A 19,219-nucleotide genomic window follows, 5' to 3' on the forward strand; every position below is an offset into this window, starting at 1 on the left:
GAGATCGGCCGTGCCTTACACCTCTCGACCACGCCTCGCCGCGCTCGCGCTCCTGGCTGGCCTCGGATCCGCTCAAGCGCAGGCCGTCACGGAGCCGGGTATGAAGGGCTACGGAATCAGGGCGGTGGACGGGAGGACGCTCAACGAGATGTTGGGCCGCTGCGCCGCCGCCGACCACGGCGAGGCCGTCCTCGCGCCGGGCGAGACCCCGGCCTTGCTGGCCGCGCGATGCGGTCAGCTCCGGCGTTCCCTCCGGACCCAACCGGGCAACACGGCGCAACGGCGCTGACCCGCGTCCCGCGGACGTCGACCATGCGCGCGGGGTGAGCGCACCCGTGCCCCGGATCGTCTCCGACCCGTAACGCGCCCGTCATTCGGTCGGACCGGCCTCGATCCGCGCGGGCCGGGCTGAGGTGGGTCCTCCGCCCGCCCGGGCGGGCTCGCGGGCGAGGGCGTCGAGCAGCGGGCATTCCGGACGGTCATCGCCGGGGCATATCCCGGCGAGCCCCCGCAACGAGGCCGCGGCGTCCGCGAGCGCGGCGGCGCGTCTTTCCAGGTCGGTCGCGCGCCGAAGGGCCAGGTCCTTCACCCCGGCGCTGGCACGCGCCTCATCGCGCCACAGGCGCAGAAGGGTGGCGGTGTCGGCGACCGAGAAGCCGAGGAGGCGGGCGCGGTGCACGAACCGCAGCGTCCGCACCTCCTCCTCGGCGTAGACGCGATGGCCCGAGACCGACCGGGTCGGCGATGGGATCAGACCGGTGCGCTCGTAGTAGCGGATCATCTTGGGCGAGATCCCGCAGGCGCGTGCCGCCTCCCCGATCCTCATCGCCCCACCTCCCGTCGCACCGGGTCCCATCGGCGCTCGCGGCCGAGCTTGAACGCCGCGACCGATCCGACCTCGCGACCGTCCCGCGTCGGCGGATGCCGGGGAATTCCGCGGTACGGTCGCATCCTGGGCGGTCGAACGGGGCCGGGCGGGCGCAGGCCCCGCAGGGTTGTCGCGGCTGGAAGCACCGAAGGCGGCACCTCGTCTCCCGCGAGCGGCTTCGCGACCCGAGACGGCCGCGGCCGAGCCTCGTCCGGCGCGGGCCCCCGGGCGGCGGAAGAGGAGCGTCCGCGTTCGGGGAAACGCATGGCGTGAGCGCGCATCGGCTAGGCCGCCTCCCGTGCCGACGCCGGCCTCGCGATACCTGGCTGAACGGCGGCCGGAATGTCGACGGCCCGCGTGACCTCGGCGAAGCGCGCGGTCGCGTCCGACCAATCCTGGGCGAAATCGAACAGCTCCCTGAGGGCCGGCGCGATTTCCTTGTAGGCCGCGAGCGCCGCCACCAGGGCGCCGAGGGTGAGGCGGCCTTGCACGACGAGATAGCCGCCGATCAGGAAGAAGAAGAACGGCGTGAGGTTGGACGTGTAGTTGTACAGGCTCTTGATGCCGCCCTTCATGTCGTTGATGGCGACGCGGAGCCGCTCAAGCTCTTCGACGTGCGCCATGTGACGCCGCAACGACGAGGCGGGTGGATCGCGCTCCGCCGCGGAAGGGGCGAGGCCTGGGCGCCCGGCGACCTCGGGCGTGGTGACGAGGGCGCCCAGCGTCCGCGTGGCGAGGACGCGCTGCCGGACCTTCGCGTTCAGGCGCCTTTGGAGGCGCGGCAGGACCGTGAGCTGCACCGGCAGCATGATCAGCGCGGCAAAGGCAAGGGCGACGTCCTGGAGCAGGAGGAAGGCGACGCTCGTGACCAGCACGCCCCCCTGCACGATGGGGACCGCGACAAGGCTGCCGCCGAAGTAGCCGATGGGCTCGACCTCCTGGACCGCCACGGCGGAGAGCGTCGTGCGGCGTTCGACCGAGCGCTCCGTCCGCACGCGCCGCAGGACGGCCAGGCGCAGGCGGCGCACGACGCGCTCGTTGACGCGTCCGCGGACCCGGTTCGCCGCGTACTTCAGGAGGCCGTTTACGGTGAGGACGGCGAGGTAGCCGGCGCACAGGGCGAACAGGAGTTCCGTGCGGCCGAGGGGGAGTCCCAGGAACGTCATGCCGGGATGCCCGTCGCCCCGCGCGTCGTCGAGCGTGTGGTTGACGATGTGCTTGGGTATCTCAAGGGTCAGCCAGGCGGCCGGCAGCGTGGCGAGAGACAGGAAGACCAGGCGGACCTGAATGCCCGCCGTGGCACCCAGGACGTATGCCTCCAGGCGCCGTCCCGGCCGGAGCGCGAAGCCGCGATGCCGACGGCTACGGGACGGAGCGTCCCGCAGGGCATCGGTGGCTCCCGCCGCTGCGATAGCATCCGCCGTCCGCCGACGGCGGCGCAGTGCGGCGCGGCCGACGAGCCACGCGGTCCACGCGGGCGCCACGACGAAGACGAGGAGGGCATCGGCGACGATCCACCAGTGGCCGTGTGGGTAGTCGAGGCCCGTGAGCCTGTGGGCGAGGGCGTGGATGGCTTCGATTGCCGTCACGGGGCGGATCGGTCCGAATTTCCGGGAGGGGAGGGCGCGCTTCGCGGCCCGGCGTTCTTGATGGGTTCAGTCGGCATCCGGCGGCCCCACCTCTCGTGCGTCCACCTCCGAGGGCATGCCATCCCCTGGGAGAGCGCCGTCGCCCTCGTCCCCCAGCGCGGCGCGCGCGCCGCGACCCACGGCCCCCGCCCTCGTTTCGAATCGGACGGTTCGGAACGTCCCGAAGGCGAACTGGCGTCTCGTGCGGATCGAACAGGGTCTGAAGCCCGCCCGTTCGACCGCCTTGAGGGAGGCGGCGTTGTCGGCGTCGACGAAGGCCACCAAGCGTCCCTTGCCCTGTGACCGGGCGCGTTCGGCGATCAGGTGCACGGCGGCGGCCATGACGCCCAGGCCGCGGAAGCCCTCCGGCGTGAAGGCGTTCTCCAGCATGGCCTCGTCGGCCGCCAGAACCGGCAGGGCCCCGGACCGCCGGACCGCGTCGCCGTAACCGGGGTCGGTGAGCCACTGGACGTGGCACGGGCGGCCCGACCCGACCTCGTCGAGCACGTAGCAGCGGCTCGGCAGGACGCCGTGCGCGGCGGCGCGCAATCGCCACTCGACGTCAGCGCGTTCGCGCTTCGCCGCCTCGTCGCCGCCAGCGGGGAAGAGGGCCGCGAGGTCGTCCGGCCGGAAGTCGCGCAATCGCACCGGGATCCTGGCGACCGGCGGTTCGATGGCGACCGACAGGTCCCGCCCAAAACCTATCGAGACCCGCCTGGAGTAGGGGCCCAGGGCGATGCGCCGGGCCACCCTGGCGCGCAGCATCGCCAATCCATCGCCGAGGGAACCGTCGCCGCGCGTGCGCGGGTAGGGCTTGAACGTCATGCCGAGCCTCCCTCGTTCCGCCGGCGGCGCGCCAGGGCGGCCATGCGTCGACGCGCACGGGTGACCGGCGCCTTCCGGCGCACCCAGGGGAGCGGCGGGAGCGCCGCCCATTCGGGCCGCATCAGCCGCCCCCCATGATCCGGGCGGTCCGGCTCTCGACGGCCCGGACGCGCGCGACGTGCGCGGCCCAGAACCGGTTCGCGAGGAGCGTGACGGCCGTCGGTGCCGAGCGGGGTTTCGATGCGGATGTCCGCGGGATGCCGGGACCGGCCGTCGCCGCGACCGCCGCGAGCGGCGACCCCATGGCGGCCAGCCGGTCGTGGGCGCGCCGGCAGTAATCGACGGAGCGCGGCGTCATGCGCTCCTCGCCGTGGCCGGCGCGATACTTGGCGAGTGCACGGCAGACGTCGCCGCCCGCGAGGTTCCAGGCCCGTGCGAGGTAGGCGACGCCGAAGCGGATGTTCGTGGCCGGGTCGAGAAGTTCCGCAGCCGGCCCGCGATGACCGAGCATCGCCGCCGTGGCAGGCCGGACCTGCATCAGCCCGAGTTCGCCGACCGTTCCGACCGCCCCGGCGTCGTAGCCGCTCTCGACGAACGCGACCGCCTCGGCGAGCGCGGGCGGGACCCCGCGTGCCGTCGCCTCCCGCAACAGGAGTTCGCCATAGGCGGTGCGACCGCCGGCCGTGGCGTTCCCGTCGACGACGCCCGTCGCGAATCGTCCCGCGGTGCCCTCCGTCCCCTCCGCCGCGGCCGACCCGACGCCGGCGACCGCCGCGAGGCCGAGGAGGACGCCCAGGGCGCGAGGCGCCGCGGCCGGGCGTGGGCCGTTCCGGCCGAATGCCACTACTTGGCTTTCTGGATGCGGGTGACGGCGATCGAGCCGTTCACGCGGTCGGCCGAGAACCGCACCCGCTCGCCGGGCCTCAGGCCCTTGAGCATGGCCGGGTCCTGGACCTTGTAGGCCATCGTCATCGCGTCCATCCCGATATTCGGGATGGCCTCGTGGTCGAGGGTCACCTTGCCCGCGGCGTCGTCGACCTTCTTGACGGTTCCGGCGACGAGCGGGGCGTTCGACGGCGTCGCCTGCGGAGTCGGCTGCGGGGCCGCCTTCTCAGCGGAGGGTGTATCCGGCTTACCCTGGGCCGGGTCGCCCTTCGCCTGACGGTCCAACGGTCCCTCGCCCGACGGCGTCTGGTTCGGCTGCGGCCGGTAGCCGGCCTCGCGGCTGCGGACCTGCCACTGCTTCAGGGCGTCGATCTTCGCCTGCTGCTCGTCCTGGATCTTCTGCGCGATCTCGCGCAGCTGCCGGTCACCGCCGTAGTCGAGCTGCGTCTTGGCAAGGAACAGCGTCTCCTCGTAGCTGGCGATGAGCAGCTCGGCGAAGTCCCGGTCCGGGTCGCCGGTCAGCTTCGTGCCCCGGAAACGGTTCGTCATCGTTTCGCGCGCCCGCTCCAGCGCTGCGGGCGCGCCCTTGGCCGGCTGCGCGCCGGCGTGCTGCGGGGTCGGGCCGACGAGCGCGGCCACGAGCGCGGCGGTCAGGATCAGGCGTCGCATGGTTGCTCCATCTCAGGGCTCCGAAGCCATCGCGCGGGACCGGGCGGAAGCCGCGCCAGGGCTTCCCTCCAGGGCGCTACCTCGCCTTCTGGATCTTCGTGACGGTGTAGGCGCCGCCGGTCCCGTCGACGTCGAAGTCGACCTTGTCCCCCGCCTTGAGATCCTTGAGCATCGCGGGATCCTTGACGGGGTACGCCATCGTCATCGCGTCCATGTCGAGCTTCGGGATCGCCGCGTGGTCGAGCGTCACCTTGCCCGCCGCCGGGTCGACCTTCGTCACCGTCCCCTTCACGGACTGCGCCCATGCAGGCGCCGCGACCGCCAGGAAGGCCGCCGAAAGGACGGCGAGCGGGAACTTGCTTCTCATGGCTTCTTCTCCTCAGGTCGATTGAACCGCCACGCCGGCGCCGTTGAGGGGACTCGGCGACCGGCGCGGCGGACTTCGGACGGGATCGCTCCCGTTCCGAACGGGTTCGCCTGCCGCGCCCGTGGCGCTCGGGCAGGCCTTCTGGCGCGTTGCGGGCGTCCGCCTAGTGCTCGTGGCCGCCCGAGTTCGCGGCCGTACGGCGCGTCCGGGGATCGACGACCTGCAGGTCGGTCTGGCTGGCGCGGCGGCCCTTCGGGGTATTCGGGGCCCGGGCCGGCTCCGGCATCGGCTCGCCGGTCCACTCGTAGGCGAGGGTGCCTTCCGGGTGCTTGTACCAACCGGGGTCGCGGTAGTCGCCGGCCGCCAGAGCCGGACGGACCTTCAGGACCGTGAACATCCCGCCCATCTCCACGGACCCGAACGGGCCCGTGCCGGTCATCATCGGCAGCGTGTTCTCGGGCAGCGGCATCTCCATCTCGGTCATCATTCCGCCGCCGGTGGACCCCATCGGCATGTAACCGGGGGCGATCTTCTGGATCTGCTTGGCCGTGCTCTTCAGGTTCACGCCGATGTAGGTCCGCACGTTGTGGCCCATGGCGTTCATGGTGTGGTGCGACTTGTGGCAGTGGATCGCCCAGTCGCCCGGGTTGTCGGCGTTGAACTCGATGGCCCGCATCTGCCCGACCGCGACGTCGACCGACACCTCCGGCAACTGATAGTTTTCGTTGATCCAGCCGCCGTCCGTGCCCGTGACCTTGAAGTCGACGCCGTGGACGTGGATCGGGTGGTTGGTCATGGTCAGGTTGCCGAAGCGCATCCGGACCTTGTCGCCCTGTCGCGCGACCATCGGGTCGATGCCCGGCCAGACCCGGCTGTTGAAGCACCACATGTTCATGTTGAGCATCGTGTTGACCTTGGGCACGTAGGACCCGGCCTCGATGTCGTAGGCGTTCAGCAGCCAGACGAAGTCGCGGTCGACCCGCCGCTCGGCGGGGTCGCGCGGATGCACGACGAAGAAGCCCATCATGCCCATCGCCATCTGGACCATCTCGTCCGAGTGCGGGTGGTACATGAAGGTGCCGGAGCGCCTGAGGATGAACTCGTAGACGAAGGTCTTGCCCGGCGGGATGCCGGGTTGGGTCAGCCCCGCGACCCCGTCCATGCCGTTGGGCAGCGTCTGCCCGTGCCAGTGCACGGCGGTCGCCTCCGGAAGGCGGTTGGTGACGAAGATGCGGACCTTGTCGCCCTCGACCGCCTCGATGGTCGGTCCGGGCGATTGCCCGTTGTACCCCCAGAGCCGGGCGTCCATGCCGGGCGCCATCTCGCGCACGACCGGCTCGGCGATGAGGTGGAACTCCTTCCAGTCGCCGCGCATCCGCCACGGCAGCGTCCAGCCGTTGAGCGTCACCACCGGTTGGTAGTCCGGCCCGCTCGTCGGATAGAGCGGCGGCTGCATGGTCGCCTTGTCCATGATCGGGGCTTCCGGAAGCCCTGCGGCCTGGACGCGCCCGCTGATCATGGAGGTGCCGGCGAGCACGAGGCCGCCCGCTCCCAGGATCCCTCTGCGCGAGATGTCGGTCATGGATTCCCTCCGAATGTCATGGGCAGCCTGGGGCCCGGACCTCAGCCGCCGGGCGTCGCGACGGCGAGGCTCGTGCCCGGGGTGCCCCCGGCGGCCTCGCCGCCGAAGTTGCCCCCCGAGAACCCGCCGCCGACGGTCGCCGCCTTGAGGTCGGTCGCCGCGATCCAGAAGTCGCGCTGCGCCTCGATCGCCTGGATGTTGCTCAGGATCCTGGCCCGGGCGTCGACGATCAGCGTCGTCACGTCCAGGAGCATGCCGCTGTACTGGAGCAGGGCCTGGTCCTGGATCGTCCTGCGCAGGGGCAGCACGCTGGTCTGGTAGTGCCGGGTGATGTCGTACTGCCCGCGGTAGCGCTGGTAGGCCTCGCGGACCTCGGAGCGGGCGTTGACCGCGCGCTCCGCCAGGCGGTTGGCGCTGGCGAGGTAGCTTTCCTGCGCGCCCCGCACGGCGGTCGTCCCGAAGTCGTAGATCGGGATGACGAGATCCGCCGAGAACCCGTTCAGGCTGGCCTTGTCGACCTTCGGGGCGGCGCCCTCGCCCCCCGCGGTCCTCGACTGCGAGAACCGGTTCGCGAAGCCCGCGTCGAAGACGCTGACGAAGCCGCTGGCCTGGTTCAGGCCGAACCGCCCGACGAGCGATTGCAGTTCGAAGCGGGCGGCCTGCACGTCGGCCCGCTTGCTCATCGCCTCGGCCTCGATGGCGCGCCCGTCGACGAGCCTCCCGGGCAGGGACGGGAGGCCGTTGGGCAGGCGAAAGTCGACGTCCCGTCCCCAGAGACCGAGCAGTCGGGTCAGCCGCTCCCGTTCGGCGCGTTGCTGCACCCGCGCCTTGGCGAGCTGTGCGCCCAACTCGCTGTAGAAGGCGTGCTCGCGCGCCTGTTCCAGCTTGTTCAGCGCGCCCGTCTCGCCCAGCTGCTTGGCCAGCGTCGAGGCGGATTCGGCGCCGGCCAGCGCCTGTTCGAGGAAGGCGGTCGCCTGGTTGGCCGCCACGGTCCGGTAGAATTGCCGGCGCGCCTCGCCCCCGAGCCGCAGGACCTGCTCCGCCGCGTTGTACTGGTCGGCCGTGAACCGCTGCCGCGCGATCTCGACGCGCACCGGGAGCGTCGCCAACTCCAGCACGCTGGCGGCGACGGCGCGCTCGATCTCCGTGTTGAAACCCAATCCCCACTGCGTGATCGAGAGGCGCGGCGAGGGCGGCAGCGTGGCCTGCACGTACTGCGCCTCGGAAACGCCGAGGTCGTTGAAGGCGGCCTGCAAGCCCCGGTTCCTCAGGAGCGCGACCTGCACCGCGCCGTCGGCGGTCAGGGGACGGCGCAGCAACGCGTCCACGCGCGCGTCCGCGCTCGGCGCGACGCCCTGGTCGTCCGCCTTCACGATGTCCTTGCGCAGTTCGAGCGCCGCGTAGCCGCCGGCGACGGAGAGGCCTGCGTCCGGCGAGAAGCTCGCGCAGCCTCCCAAGGCGAGGCCGAGGCCGGTGACGCCCGCGGCCACGCGCACGAACCGCCCCCGGACGGCCTCGTCCGGCGGTCGCGCGGTCGTACCGGCGTGTCCCGGCGCGGTCGTCGTGCCACTCATGTCCGGTAGTCCGGCGGCGCCGCCCGTTTCGTTACAGCGACGGGCCATCACCGCCCTCCCGAATCGCGCTTGCCGCCCATGCCGGGCATCCCGTCCATGCCCGGCATGCCCCCCATCCCGCCGGACCCGGCCTTCGGCGTGACCTGACGATTGAGCTCGCGCCAATCCTTCGGGTCGACGACGCCGAAGTCCTTCACGCCCTGCGTCACCTTGGCGTAGCGGGGCGGCCGCACCGGGATGTCCGGTTCCGAGGGGAGGACCAGCCCGGCGGGAACGGCGGCGGGCAAGCAGCCGGCGAGCGGCAGGACCGCCGCGAGCGCGGCCGGTCTCGGCAACTTGAACATCTTGGATTTCCCGGATTGAGGCGGACGGCCGAAGGCACGCCCAGGCGTGGCACGAGCCGCGGGTCCAGCGGCGACGGCGTCGCGCCCGGCGAAGGCGTCGGCTCGTTGGAGGTGTGCGAGGCCGTCCCGTCGGAGCGGCCGAGGGCGGGCGCTAGATCCGCCCGCGCGTCACGCTTGGCGCCTCGGCGGCCGCTCGATCCGTAGCGGATGCGCGTCGACGGCTCCGTCCACCTGGACGATCAGGACCCGCTCCGACGGATGGAATTCCAGGGCGATGCTTGCCCATGGCAGGGTCGGAAGCGCGGCTTGGCACGCGAGCGGGCAGCATGTCGCCGGGCAGGGAGGATGCTTGGGGCGATGCCGATGGCCAGGGCACCCTTCGTCGGCGGCCGCCGCCGGCACGGCGAGGGACATCCCGCGTATCCCAGCCTCGTCCGGCTCGTTCTGGCCGCCCAAGGCGCCGGCGACGTGCGCGAGGGCGTCGCCGCGGCGGCGGCCATGTGGCGGTGAGCCATCGACTGCCGGCCCATCGTGCACGGCGCCGCCGGCGCGATGGCCAAGGCCAACGCGAGTACGGCAAGCAGCAATGCGCGCACGACATTCACTGATCAGGGCCCCTGCCTAATCTTCGCGGACATTCTCACGCCTGGGTGGAAGCTGCAATCCGTGGCGCTCAACCGATGTCCCACAAACTCAGCGTGTTGGAAGTTCGCCACATGCCGGTGTCGACGGCGAAGTCGCACGCCGCGGATTGACCGCAGCACCGGTTCCGGAACCTCCGTGGCGTTCATGCGAGGGACGTTGGCGCTACCCGGGTCGGGTATCGCCGCGGCACGTCCGTCAATGAGCGTGTTCGTGCGGTGCGGAGGGAGCGTCCGGCGCCGGGCGCGTCTCTACCTTGCCCGCGGCGGCATCGGGCGTGGTCGGGGCGTCCGCGGTCTCGTGGTCGTCGCCATGGTCGTGGGGATGGCCGCCGCTTGCGGGGTGGACGTGGTCGCCCGATTTTGGGAGCGCCATGACGCCCAGGCCGTAGCGGTAGACGTTCTCGCCGCCGAGCCAGCCCGTGACCGCGAGGGCCCCGGAACCTCCGGCGAGGAGCGCCAGCAGCACGACGCCCGCGCCGGCGACCTTCCGGCGCTCCAGCCAGGCGACGCCGGCGGCGGCGAGGAACACGAGCGCGGTGGCGATGGCCCAGCGAAGGTGGACGGTCATGTTCGCGTGCGAGGCCGCGTCGTGCGCGACCGTGTTGTACGCCGACCACCCCGTGGCGAGGGTCGCGACCGTGACGGCCGCGCCGATCGCGAGGTTCCATCGGGCGGCGGCCGTGAGCGCGCCCCCCGATGCCGCTTTCCTGAACAGGGTCCCCGCGGCGAAGAGGACGCTGGCCGTGATGAGTAGGGCGACCGTGAAATGGACCGCGACCGGATGCCAGTTCGGGATCACCTCGATCATGATCGTACTCCTGGGAAGACGTCGAAGGCGGGACGGGCCGGCTTCTTGCCCGGACCGCCCCGGGTGGGGGAAAAAGCGACGGCGCCGAACGCCGGCTCCGGGACGAGCCCGCCGTCGTCCCAGGATCGGAGATCGCCCTCTCGGCGGCGCTCTCGGCAGACCTGTCCATGCGAAGGGACAGCGCGGGCGGCGAGGCTCCGGAGGCGTCCCGCCCGGCCCGTGGCGTAGGCCCCGGCGAGGTCTAAGATCGGGGCATAGGCTTGGCAATTATGCCCGGCACATGCCTGCGCTCCCGGGCATGCCGCGAGCGCTGTAACCTTTCGGCGGCCGCTTGCGGATTGTTCTCCGAGCGGCGCGGCCGATCATGCGTCACCTTCGGCCGACGGGCCGCAGGGCTCGGATCGCCGTACGACACGCTCCCGCAGGATGGTGCTGCGGTCTTGGGGACACGGCGGGGTGGCGGAACATGCGACGTATCACCGGCATCCGCTCAGCGGCTACGAACCGGCCCGCCTAGTCCCGGTGCTGCAGACGGAGGAGGAACTGCGCGGGCTGCTCATCGCCAGCCTTGCGGGCAGCGCGGCCGACTACCGGCGCTTCCTGGGGCGGCTCGGGTCGCACCTGCGCGCGTATTACAAGGGCAAGCTAACCCGCTCCGGCCGTCCCGACACCGAGGCGGAGGATCTCGTCCAGGAGACGCTGATGGTGATCCACGTGCGGCGGCACACCTATGACGTCACGCAACCGGTGACGCCGTGGATCCACGCCATCGCCCGCTACAAGCTCATCGACCATCTTCGGCGTACGCGTGCGGCCGCGGCCGACGTCCCGGTCGAGGATGCCGGCGTGCTGGTGGCTCGCGACGATCATGTCGCGGCGGAGAGTTCGCTCGACGTCGAGCGCCTCCTGGCGCACCTGCCGCCCAAGATGAGGAACGCGATCCTGTCGACGAGGGTCGAGGGCCTGAGCGCCGCCGAGGCGGCCGAACGCGCCGGGATGTCCGAGACCGCGATCAAGGTGAGCGTCCACCGCGGCCTGAAGACCCTGGCCAATCTCGTGGGAGGCAAGGCGAGATGAAGACCGACGAACTCATCGGCCTGCTGGGCGCCAGCTTCGAGCGCGAGCCGGTCGGGGCCCCCTGGATGACCCGCCGGCTCGCGCTGGCGGTCGCGGTCGGCGCGACGGCCGCGCTGTGCCTGGCGCTGGCGTTTCTGGGCCTGCGTCCCGGCCTGACCGAGGTCCGGCCGCTGCTGTTCCTCGCCTTCAAGTTCTCGTTCGCGGCCGCGGTCGGGGGTCTCGCGCTCCGGTATCTCGTCAGGGCGGCCAGGCCCGGCGGCGAGAGCCGCGTCCATCTCGGGGTCGCCGCCTTGCCGTTCCTCGTGGTCGCGGCGCTGGCGTGCGTGAGCCTCACGATGACGCCGGCCGAACATTGGCACGGCGTGGTATCCGGTCACACCTGGCTCGAATGCCTCATCTCGATTCCCGTGATCGCCGTCGTGCCGTTCGCCGTCGTCACGTGGGCGGTTCGACGGTTCGGCGCCCCGACGGATCTCGTGCGGGCGGGCGCCCTGGTCGGCCTCTCCGCGGGAGCCGTGAGCGCGCTCGGCTATTCGCTGCACTGCATGGACGACACCGTACCGTTCGTCGCCGTCTGGTACGGGGGGACGATCGCGATGTGCACGCTCGTCGGAGCGCTCCTGGGGCCACGCCTCCTTCGCTGGTAGCGAGCCGGTTCGGAACATCCTCCGGATCGCCTCGCGGGGTCCGAGGGGCGACGCGACGGCTTCAGCGTCTGTCGCCGGCCGACGCTTCATGACGAGGGCCCCCCGCGGTATCGCCGCGGATGGGATCCGGAAAGTCGACGGGCACGAACCCCCACCCGGCTGCGCGAGGCAAACCGGGCGCCGCGCATCCCGCAATCGCTTGCAGGATCGTCCCTCCGGATGAGCGAGGCGCCACCCCGGGCGACCCCGGCCTAATCCTACGAAAGTTCGCAGCGCGCTGTAACGGTACCTCCGAGACATCCGGACTTGAAGACAAGGAGCGTCAAGCTTCTCATCAGGTCAACGGGTTCCGCCATGAAAAGCAAGATCATCCCCGCCTTTGCAGGAATCGCCATGCTCGCCGGACTGCCGGGTCACGCCCTCGCGGGGTGGATGGACAACGTCCCACCCCGTTTTCTGCCCCAGACGCATCAATCGCAACGGACCGCACCGCCTCGGGTCGAAGCTCCGGATGTCGGCCTGACGACCGGATCGATCAGCGCGGTGCCCCGCCGCCCTGCCGCCGGCCGGTCGGCGTCCCCCGCCCGGCACTTCTGAACCTCCCGCGCGGTCCGAACCGCCGGACCGGCCGATTGGGGTCGTGCGGGGTGGGGTTTGGCGCGCCGGCCCGCACCGCCCACCGCGCGCAGGGCCAAGAGTGCGGTGGGTTTCCCGGATGCCCGGACAGCACGCGCGTGGAGGCCGGGGGCGGGACCCTGCGCCCTGGCGATGGGCGGCCAGCGCGACAGCCCGAGGTCGACGACCGGCTCACGCCGGCGACGCACGCGACCGTTCCCTCCATCGGCCGCCTTCCACATGGCGCGCTCGGAAGAGGGCCGCTCCGCCGTCCCGGGGGGTACCAGGGGACCGATGGCGTCGACGCGGCTTCCATGGCGGCCTCGATCCGGCCTCTCGCCGCCGGTCGGCGTCGGCCATGGCACGCGAGGCGGACCGCGCCATGGCACGGTCCGGCGGGCCCGTCGGGGAACGGGTCCCCGGGACGCCCACCCGGCGAGGTCGGTCGGCGGATCGGCCGCCCGACCAAACGGAACCTTGACCTTCTAGACGTGGGACGCGCCCTCTCCCTTCACACTGGCCTTCCGCCCGGATCGAAAAGCTGGCATCGTTCCCGCGTGACGCTCTTGATCGCCCTTCGGCGAGTGTTGCCGCTCCTGGCGGTGCTCAGTCTCGCCCTGACGCCGGTGGCCGCTCCCGCGGCCGCCGCAGGGATGGGTGCGTTCATAATGACGCAAGCCGCGCCTGGGACGACCTCGGCCATCGCACATGCCGGGATGGAGGGTATGGACGCGGGCGACGCGGACATGGCCGACATGCCGTGCTGCCCGCCCGGAGAGGGGGCGCAACCCGACTGCGCCAAGGCCGCTTGTCCGCTGCTGGCGCTCTGCCTCGCCAGCATCGTCTCCCTCCCGCCGAGCGCGGCGTCCGTCCCGGCCCCGGTAGCGACGCGAACGAGCCGGGTGTGGCCCGATGCGGCGTCCTTCGCCAGCGTATCCGGCCGCCCGTTACCCGAGCCCCCCGAGCCTGAGCCCGATGCCGCCGGCGTGAGCGCCGGCACGACGCCGCGCGTCCGCGCGTGGCCACTCATCGCGTTCAGGAGACGAAACCCGTGACCAAGTATCCCTTCGCGCGCGCCCTCGGTGCCGCGCTGCTCGGTGCCGCCCTGTCGGTCCCGGTCCTGCCGGCGCTCGCCGGCATCGAGGACTACGCCTTCGAGCTCGACCAGGACGGAGGCGAAGGTCGGCGAGACCGTCCTCTTGGTGCACCTCATGGACAAGCGCACCGGCAAGCCCGTTCCGGACGCGGTGATCTTCGCCAAGCGCATCGACATGGCGCCCGACAGCATGGACGAGATGACCTCGACGATCGAGCAGGTCCCGTCGACGGAGCCTGGCCTCTACCGCTTCAAGGCGAAGCTCACGATGGCCGGGGGCTGGCGGCTCTCGCTGGGGGCGAAGGTCCAGGGCGAAACAGGTACCGTCGAGGACAGGCTCGTCTTCCGGGCGGTCCTGTGAGCCGCTCGGCATGGCTCGCCGGGATCCTCGCCGCGTCGGCGGCGGGGGGCACCGGGTACTGGGCGGGGCGCGATGGCAGCCCCGTTCCGGTCCTCGTCGAGCGCGCACGGACCGAATCCGCCCACTGGCTTCCGACCGGCATGCCGGGTCCGCAGGCACCGGCGCCGGCGAAGGTCACGGGTCCGGTGGTCTACTACCAGGATCCGGATGGGAAGCCGGTCTACTCCGCGTCGCCGAGAACGACTGCGGAGGGGCACGACTTCCGGGCGGTTCGGGCCAGCGAGGACGTGCGCTTCGACCAGGCACGAGAGAGCGAGGCGACATCCCCCGACAGGGCCGGCCACGACGTGACCGGGCACGGCATGGCGGCGCATGGAACGGCGGCGGCCGGGAAGCCCGACGGGGGCGCGCGCAAGGTGCTCTACTACCGCAACCCGATGGGCCTGCCGGACACCTCGACGACCCCGAAGAAGGATTCGATGGGGATGGACTACATCCCCGTCTACGCGGGCGAGGACGAGGGCGGCGACGTCGTGACCGTCTCCCCCGGCAAGGTCCAGCGGACCGGCGTCCGGACCGAGACCGTGGAGCGGCGGGTCGTCGCCCAATCCGTGCGGGTGCCGGGCACCGTCGCCCTCGACGAACGGCGCGTCACGGTCATCGCGACCCGGTCGGACGCGTATGTCGACCATGTCGAGGACGTCACCACCGGCGACCGCGTCCGCAAGGGCCAGCCGCTGGTCCACGTCTACTCGCCCGAGATCAACGCCGCCGCCGCGCAGCTCATCGCCAACCCGGGCTTCGACGGGGCGCGCCGCAGGCTTCAGAACCTGAACGTCTCAGAAGCCGTCATCGACGAGATGGAGCGCACCCGGAAGGTGCCGATGGCCATCACCTGGTCGTCGGCCAGGGACGGCGTGGTGCTGCAGCGCTCGGCCGTCGAGGGCATGAAGGCCGCCGCCGGTGACACCCTGTTCCGGATCGGCGACATCTCGGCCGTATGGGTGCTGGCCGACGTGCCCGAGCGCGACCTCGCCGGGGTCCGCGTCGGGCAGGCCGTGACCGTGCGCCTCCGCTCGGCGCCGGGACGGACCTTCTCCGGCAAGGTCGGCGTCATCTACCCGCAGGTGAACCCGGACACCCGCACCACGCGGGTCCGCATCGAGCTGCCGAACCCGGACGGCGCGCTGCTGCCGGACATGTACGCCGAGGTCGAGATCGCCTCGGGAACGGGCAAGCCCGTCGTGGCGGTGCCCGACGACGCGGTCATCGACACGGGTGCACGGCAAGTGGTGCTACTCGACAGGGGCGCAGGCCGCTTCGAGCCGCGCGAGGTCAAGGTCGGGGTTCGCGGCACCGGCTTCGTCGAGATCCGCGACGGCGTCGCCGCCGGCGAGCGGGTGGTCACGGCGGCGAATTTCCTGATCGACGCCGAGAGCAACCTGAAGGCGGCGCTGAAGTCCATGGCGGCCCCGAAGGCGGATGACCGGCAGGCGGCGAATGTGGAGGGCAAGCCATGATCGCGCGCCTGATCGGCTGGTCGGCCCGCAACCTCGTGCTGGTGTTGGTCGGGACCGTGTTCGCGGTCGCGACAGGCGTCATGGCGCTCAGGACGCTGCCGCTCGACGCCATCCCCGACCTCTCGGACGTGCAGGCCATCGTCTACACCGAGTATCCGGGGCAGGCGCCCCAGGTGGTCGAGGACCAGGTCACCTACCCGCTGACCACCGCCATGCTGACGGTCCCGAAGGCGAAGGTGGTGCGGGGCTTCTCGTTCTTCGGGGTCAGCTTCGTCTACGTGATCTTCGAGGAAGGCACCGACCCGTACTGGGGCCGCTCGCGGGTGCTGGAATACCTCAACGGGGCGGCGAGCCGGCTTCCCGCGGGGGTGACGCCGACGCTGGGCCCCGACGCGACCGGCGTGGGCTGGGTCTACCAGTACGTGGTGGTGGCGCGTGAGCGCACGCTCGCCGAGCTCCGGTCCCTGCAGGACTGGGTCGTTCGCTTCGGCGCCTCGCGCGCCGAGGGCGTGGCCGAGGTCGCGGGCGTCGGCGGCTTCGTCAAGCAGTATAACGTCGTCGTCGACCCGAACCGCCTGCGCGCGCAGGGCATCAGCCTGAACAAGCTCCGGGACGCCATCCGGGCGAGCAACGCCGACGTCGGCGGGCGCACGGTCGAGCTCTCCGAGTTCGAATTCATGGTGCGCGGGCGCGGCTACCTGAGGGGCGTCGCCGACATCGAGACCATCGTGCTGAAGACCTCGGGCGGCACGCCCCTGCGGGTCCGGGACGTCGCCCGGGTCGAGCTCGGACCGGACGAGCGGCGCGGCCTCGCCGAGCTGAACGGCGAGGGCGAGGTCGCCGGCGGCATCGTCCTGCAGCGCTTCGGCGCGAACGCCCTGACCGTCATCGAGAACGCGAAGGCGAAGCTCGCCGAGGTGGCGAGGAGCCTGCCTGCCGGCACGGAGATCCTGCCGGTCTACGACCGCTCGCGGCTGATCGAGGCCGCCATCGAGACGCTGCGGCACACGCTCGTCGAGGAGAGCGTCATCGTCTCGCTCGTCTGCGTCGTGTTCCTGCTCCACGTCCGTAGCGCGCTGGTGGCCATCCTGATGCTGCCGGTCGGCATCCTGATGGCGTTCGCGGGGATGAAGGCGCTCGGCATCGGCGCCAACATCATGTCGCTCGGCGGCATCGCCATCGCGGTCGGCGCCATGATCGACGCCGCCATCGTGATGATCGAGAACGCCCACAAGCACCTGGAGCGGGCGCCGCCGGGCAAGCGACGGGTCGAGGTCCTGGTCGAGGCCGCCGCCGAGGTCGGGCCGTCGCTGTTTCTCTCGCTCCTCATCGTCACCGTGAGCTTCCTGCCGATCTTCACCCTGGAGGGCGAGGAGGGGCGCCTGTTCGGGCCGCTCGCCGTCACCAAGACCTTTGCCATGGCGGCGGCCGCGCTCCTGTCGGTGACCCTGGTGCCGGCGCTCATGGTGCTGTTCGTGCGCGGGCGCATCGTGCCGGAGCATCGCAACCCCGTGAACCGGCTCCTGATCTGGCTTTACCGGCCGCTCATCGCCGGCGTGCTGCGGGCGCGCATCCCCACGATCCTGCTCGCCCTCGGTGTCCTGGCGGCGACGGTCTGGCCGGCGCGCCAGCTCGGATCGGAGTTCATGCCGGAACTCGACGAGGGCACGCTGATGTACATGCCGACGACGTTGCCGGGCATCTCGGTCACCAAGGCCGCCGAGCTGCTGGCGACCCAGGACCGGATCATCAAGTCCTTCCCGGAGGTCGCCTCGGTCTACGGCAAGGCGGGCCGTGCCAACACGGCGACCGACCCGGCGCCGATGGAGATGGCCGAGACCATCATCAGCCTCAAGCCGAAGGCGCAATGGCGCCCGGGCGTGACCTTGGCCAGCCTCAAGGCCGAGATGGACCGGGCGCTGCAGTTCCCGGGCGTGTCCAACGCCTGGACGCAGCCGATCCGAGCCCGCATCGACATGCTCTCGACCGGCATCCGGACGCCGGTCGGCATCAAGGTGCTCGGGACCGATTTCGGCACCATGGAGAAGGTCGCCCGCCAGGTCGAGGCGGTGGTGCGCGACGTGCCGGGCACGTCGAGCGCCTACGCCGAGCGGGTCGTCGGCGGCTACTTCCTCGACATCGCGCCGGACCGCGACGCGCTCGGGCGCTACGGACTGACGGTCGGGGACGTGCAGGACGTCGTCGCCACGGCGCTCGGCGGCCAGGCCGTGACGACCACGGTCGAGGGCCGCGAGCGCTACACCGTCAACGTGCGCTACCCGCGCGCCTCCCGCTCGGACCCGAGGGCCATCGCCGACGAGGTGCAGGTGCCCCTTCCGGCGGGGGGTACGGTCCCCCTGCGCGAGGTGGCGAAGGTCGAGCTCACCCGGGGGCCGACCTCGATCCGCACCGAGAACGGGCAGCTCGCGGTCTACATCTTCGTCGACCTCACGGGGCGCGACCTCGGCGGCTACGTGGCCGACGCGCGGGCCGCGGTCGACGGCGAGGTCACGCTGCCGCCGGGCACGACGCTGCAGTGGAGCGGGCAGTACGAGTACCTGGAGCGCGCCGCGGCGCGTCTCAGGATCGTCGTGCCGCTGACGCTGCTGGTCGTGTTCCTGCTGCTCTACCTCAACTTCCGGCGCCTGACCGAAACGCTGATCGTCATGCTGTCCCTGCCGTTCGCGCTCGTCGGTGGCGTCTGGCTGATGTGGTGGATGGGCTTCAACATGTCGGTGGCGGTGGCGGTCGGCTTCATCGCCCTGGCGGGGGTCGCGGCGGAGACCGGCGTGATCATGCTGGTCTACCTCGACCATGCCTGGGACGAGGTCCGGGCCGGGTGCGCCCGCGAGGGACGCTCGCTCACGGGCGAGGATCTGAGGCGGGCCATCATGGTCGGCGCGGTCGAGCGGGTGCGGCCCAAGATGATGACGGTGGTCGCCATCATGGCGGGGCTCCTGCCCATCCTCTGGAGCACCGGCTCGGGCTCCGAGGTCATGCAGCGCATCGCCGTGCCGATGATCGGCGGCATGGTCTCCTCGACCGTGCTGACCCTCGTGGTGATCCCGGCCGTCTATGCTTGGGTGAAAGGGCGCGGGTTGCCGCAGGCCGTCGAGGCGGCCGGGGAAGGTGCCCGGATGCCCCTGGCGGCCGAATGAGTGAGCAACGGGAGCGGATGATGAAGTCTGACATGATGCCATCCCGGCGAGCCGTGCTCGTGGGCCTGGCGGCGGCCCTGGCCGTCGGTCGATCCGGCTCGGCAAGGGGCCTGCCGACCGTCGCCGTGACGAAGGACCCGAGTTGCGGTTGCTGCGCGAAGTGGGTGGACCACCTGCGCCAGGCCGGCTTCACGGTGACGGTGACCGAGGGGCCCGTGACCGCGGTGAAGGCGCGTCTCGGCGTGCCGCGGGACCTCGCCTCCTGCCACACCGCCCTCGTCGACGGCTACGTGGTCGAGGGACACGTCCCGGCCGACGCCATCAAGCGGTTGTTGGCCGAGCGCCCGAACGGAACCGGGCTGGCCGTTCCGGGCATGCCGGCCGGCTCGCCCGGCATGGAGGTCGAGGGCAGGGATCCCGCCACCTACGCGGTGATCCTGTTCGGACCCGAGGGGCGAACCGCCTTCGCCCGTTATCGTGGCGGCGAACCGGCCTGAGCGCGGCCGACGTGCGGGTGATCGCCGTCGCCGTCCACGGTGGTGAACGGTCGT

19 protein-coding genes and 1 pseudogene are annotated in these 19,219 nt (G+C 71.6%); 10 read left to right on the top strand and 10 right to left on the bottom strand.

Features of this window, described 5'->3' with window-relative positions; all coding sequences use genetic code 11:
- The first annotated feature begins 10 nt into the window (after nt 1-10).
- Nucleotides 11-289, top strand: a complete 279-nt coding sequence (locus ACFQE0_RS10155; RefSeq protein WP_160534123.1) for a hypothetical protein — start codon at nt 11-13, stop codon at nt 287-289.
- 81 nt (nt 290-370) lie between these two features.
- Here the strand turns inward: ACFQE0_RS10155 and ACFQE0_RS10160 are convergent, their stop codons facing one another.
- The 9 genes from ACFQE0_RS10160 to ACFQE0_RS10200 form a co-directional block, all read right to left on the bottom strand.
- Complete coding sequence (locus tag ACFQE0_RS10160; protein ID WP_116655353.1) at nt 371-826, bottom strand: MerR family DNA-binding transcriptional regulator; 456 nt, start codon at nt 824-826, stop codon at nt 371-373.
- A gap of 326 nt (nt 827-1,152) precedes the next feature.
- Nucleotides 1,153-2,457 carry an ABC transporter ATP-binding protein gene (locus ACFQE0_RS10165; protein ID WP_116655352.1) on the bottom strand — a complete coding sequence of 435 codons (1,305 nt, stop codon included), beginning with the start codon at nt 2,455-2,457 and terminating at the stop codon, nt 1,153-1,155.
- A 66-nt stretch (nt 2,458-2,523) separates the two neighbouring features.
- Entirely contained in the window at nt 2,524-3,321 is a 798-nt protein-coding gene (locus ACFQE0_RS10170; RefSeq protein WP_116655351.1) for a GNAT family N-acetyltransferase, read from the bottom strand.
- Nucleotides 3,322-3,442: 121 nt separating this feature from the next.
- Nucleotides 3,443-4,165 carry a transglycosylase SLT domain-containing protein gene (locus ACFQE0_RS10175; protein WP_116655350.1) on the bottom strand — a complete coding sequence of 241 codons (723 nt, stop codon included), beginning with the start codon at nt 4,163-4,165 and terminating at the stop codon, nt 3,443-3,445.
- Nucleotides 4,165-4,875, bottom strand: a complete 711-nt coding sequence (locus tag ACFQE0_RS10180) for a copper-binding protein (protein ID WP_116655349.1) — start codon at nt 4,873-4,875, stop codon at nt 4,165-4,167. Before ACFQE0_RS10180 ends, ACFQE0_RS10175 begins: the two co-directional genes overlap by 1 nt.
- A gap of 76 nt (nt 4,876-4,951) precedes the next feature.
- Nucleotides 4,952-5,242, bottom strand: a complete 291-nt coding sequence (locus tag ACFQE0_RS10185; protein ID WP_059408100.1) for a copper-binding protein — start codon at nt 5,240-5,242, stop codon at nt 4,952-4,954.
- A 163-nt stretch (nt 5,243-5,405) separates the two neighbouring features.
- Nucleotides 5,406-6,824: a multicopper oxidase family protein gene (locus tag ACFQE0_RS10190; protein ID WP_116655348.1), complete on the bottom strand. Its 1,419-nt coding sequence runs from the start codon at nt 6,822-6,824 to the stop codon at nt 5,406-5,408.
- Nucleotides 6,825-6,865: 41 nt separating this feature from the next.
- The gene (locus ACFQE0_RS10195; protein WP_116655347.1) at nt 6,866-8,398 is read right to left on the bottom strand and encodes a TolC family protein; all 1,533 of its coding nucleotides are present in this window, start codon (nt 8,396-8,398) and stop codon (nt 6,866-6,868) included.
- Between the two features lie 47 nt (nt 8,399-8,445).
- Entirely contained in the window at nt 8,446-8,742 is a 297-nt protein-coding gene (locus tag ACFQE0_RS10200) for a hypothetical protein (protein WP_116655346.1), read from the bottom strand.
- A 357-nt stretch (nt 8,743-9,099) separates the two neighbouring features.
- On the opposite strand from ACFQE0_RS10200, the gene ACFQE0_RS10205 reads away from it, so the two are divergent.
- Nucleotides 9,100-9,252 carry a hypothetical protein gene (locus tag ACFQE0_RS10205; RefSeq protein ID WP_378969303.1) on the top strand — a complete coding sequence of 51 codons (153 nt, stop codon included), beginning with the start codon at nt 9,100-9,102 and terminating at the stop codon, nt 9,250-9,252.
- Between the two features lie 330 nt (nt 9,253-9,582).
- On the opposite strand, the gene ACFQE0_RS10210 is transcribed toward ACFQE0_RS10205, so the two are convergent.
- Nucleotides 9,583-10,194, bottom strand: a complete 612-nt coding sequence (locus ACFQE0_RS10210; protein ID WP_116655344.1) for a DUF2231 domain-containing protein — start codon at nt 10,192-10,194, stop codon at nt 9,583-9,585.
- Nucleotides 10,195-10,650: 456 nt separating this feature from the next.
- On the opposite strand from ACFQE0_RS10210, the gene ACFQE0_RS10215 reads away from it, so the two are divergent.
- The 8 genes and pseudogenes from ACFQE0_RS10215 (at nt 10,651) to ACFQE0_RS10250 (ending at nt 19,165) form a co-directional block, all read left to right on the top strand.
- Nucleotides 10,651-11,271 carry a sigma-70 family RNA polymerase sigma factor gene (locus ACFQE0_RS10215; RefSeq protein ID WP_274852097.1) on the top strand — a complete coding sequence of 207 codons (621 nt, stop codon included), beginning with the start codon at nt 10,651-10,653 and terminating at the stop codon, nt 11,269-11,271.
- Nucleotides 11,268-11,918 (top strand): NrsF family protein, encoded by a 651-nt coding sequence (locus ACFQE0_RS10220; RefSeq protein WP_116655342.1) that lies wholly within the window; start codon nt 11,268-11,270, stop codon nt 11,916-11,918. Before ACFQE0_RS10215 ends, ACFQE0_RS10220 begins: the two co-directional genes overlap by 4 nt.
- Before the next feature lie 354 nt (nt 11,919-12,272).
- On the top strand, nt 12,273-12,515 hold the full coding sequence (locus tag ACFQE0_RS10225) for a hypothetical protein (protein WP_378969306.1): 243 nt from the start codon (nt 12,273-12,275) through the stop codon (nt 12,513-12,515).
- A 575-nt stretch (nt 12,516-13,090) separates the two neighbouring features.
- Nucleotides 13,091-13,588 (top strand): hypothetical protein, encoded by a 498-nt coding sequence (locus ACFQE0_RS10230; RefSeq protein WP_378969308.1) that lies wholly within the window; start codon nt 13,091-13,093, stop codon nt 13,586-13,588.
- Nucleotides 13,585-13,990: pseudogene (locus ACFQE0_RS10235) on the top strand (FixH family protein). The gene ACFQE0_RS10230 and the pseudogene ACFQE0_RS10235 overlap by 4 nt, the downstream one beginning before the upstream one ends.
- Complete coding sequence (locus tag ACFQE0_RS10240; protein WP_116655339.1) at nt 13,987-15,510, top strand: efflux RND transporter periplasmic adaptor subunit; 1,524 nt, start codon at nt 13,987-13,989, stop codon at nt 15,508-15,510. Before ACFQE0_RS10235 ends, ACFQE0_RS10240 begins: the two are co-directional and overlap by 4 nt.
- The gene (locus tag ACFQE0_RS10245) at nt 15,507-18,668 is read left to right on the top strand and encodes an efflux RND transporter permease subunit (RefSeq protein WP_116655338.1); all 3,162 of its coding nucleotides are present in this window, start codon (nt 15,507-15,509) and stop codon (nt 18,666-18,668) included. The genes ACFQE0_RS10240 and ACFQE0_RS10245 overlap by 4 nt, the downstream gene beginning before the upstream one ends.
- A 20-nt stretch (nt 18,669-18,688) precedes the next feature.
- Nucleotides 18,689-19,165, top strand: a complete 477-nt coding sequence (locus ACFQE0_RS10250) for a DUF411 domain-containing protein (protein ID WP_116655337.1) — start codon at nt 18,689-18,691, stop codon at nt 19,163-19,165.
- Nucleotides 19,166-19,219: the final 54 nt, after the last annotated feature.

The organism is Methylobacterium komagatae, from assembly GCF_042661665.1.
GTDB lineage: Bacteria > Pseudomonadota > Alphaproteobacteria > Rhizobiales > Beijerinckiaceae > Methylobacterium > Methylobacterium komagatae.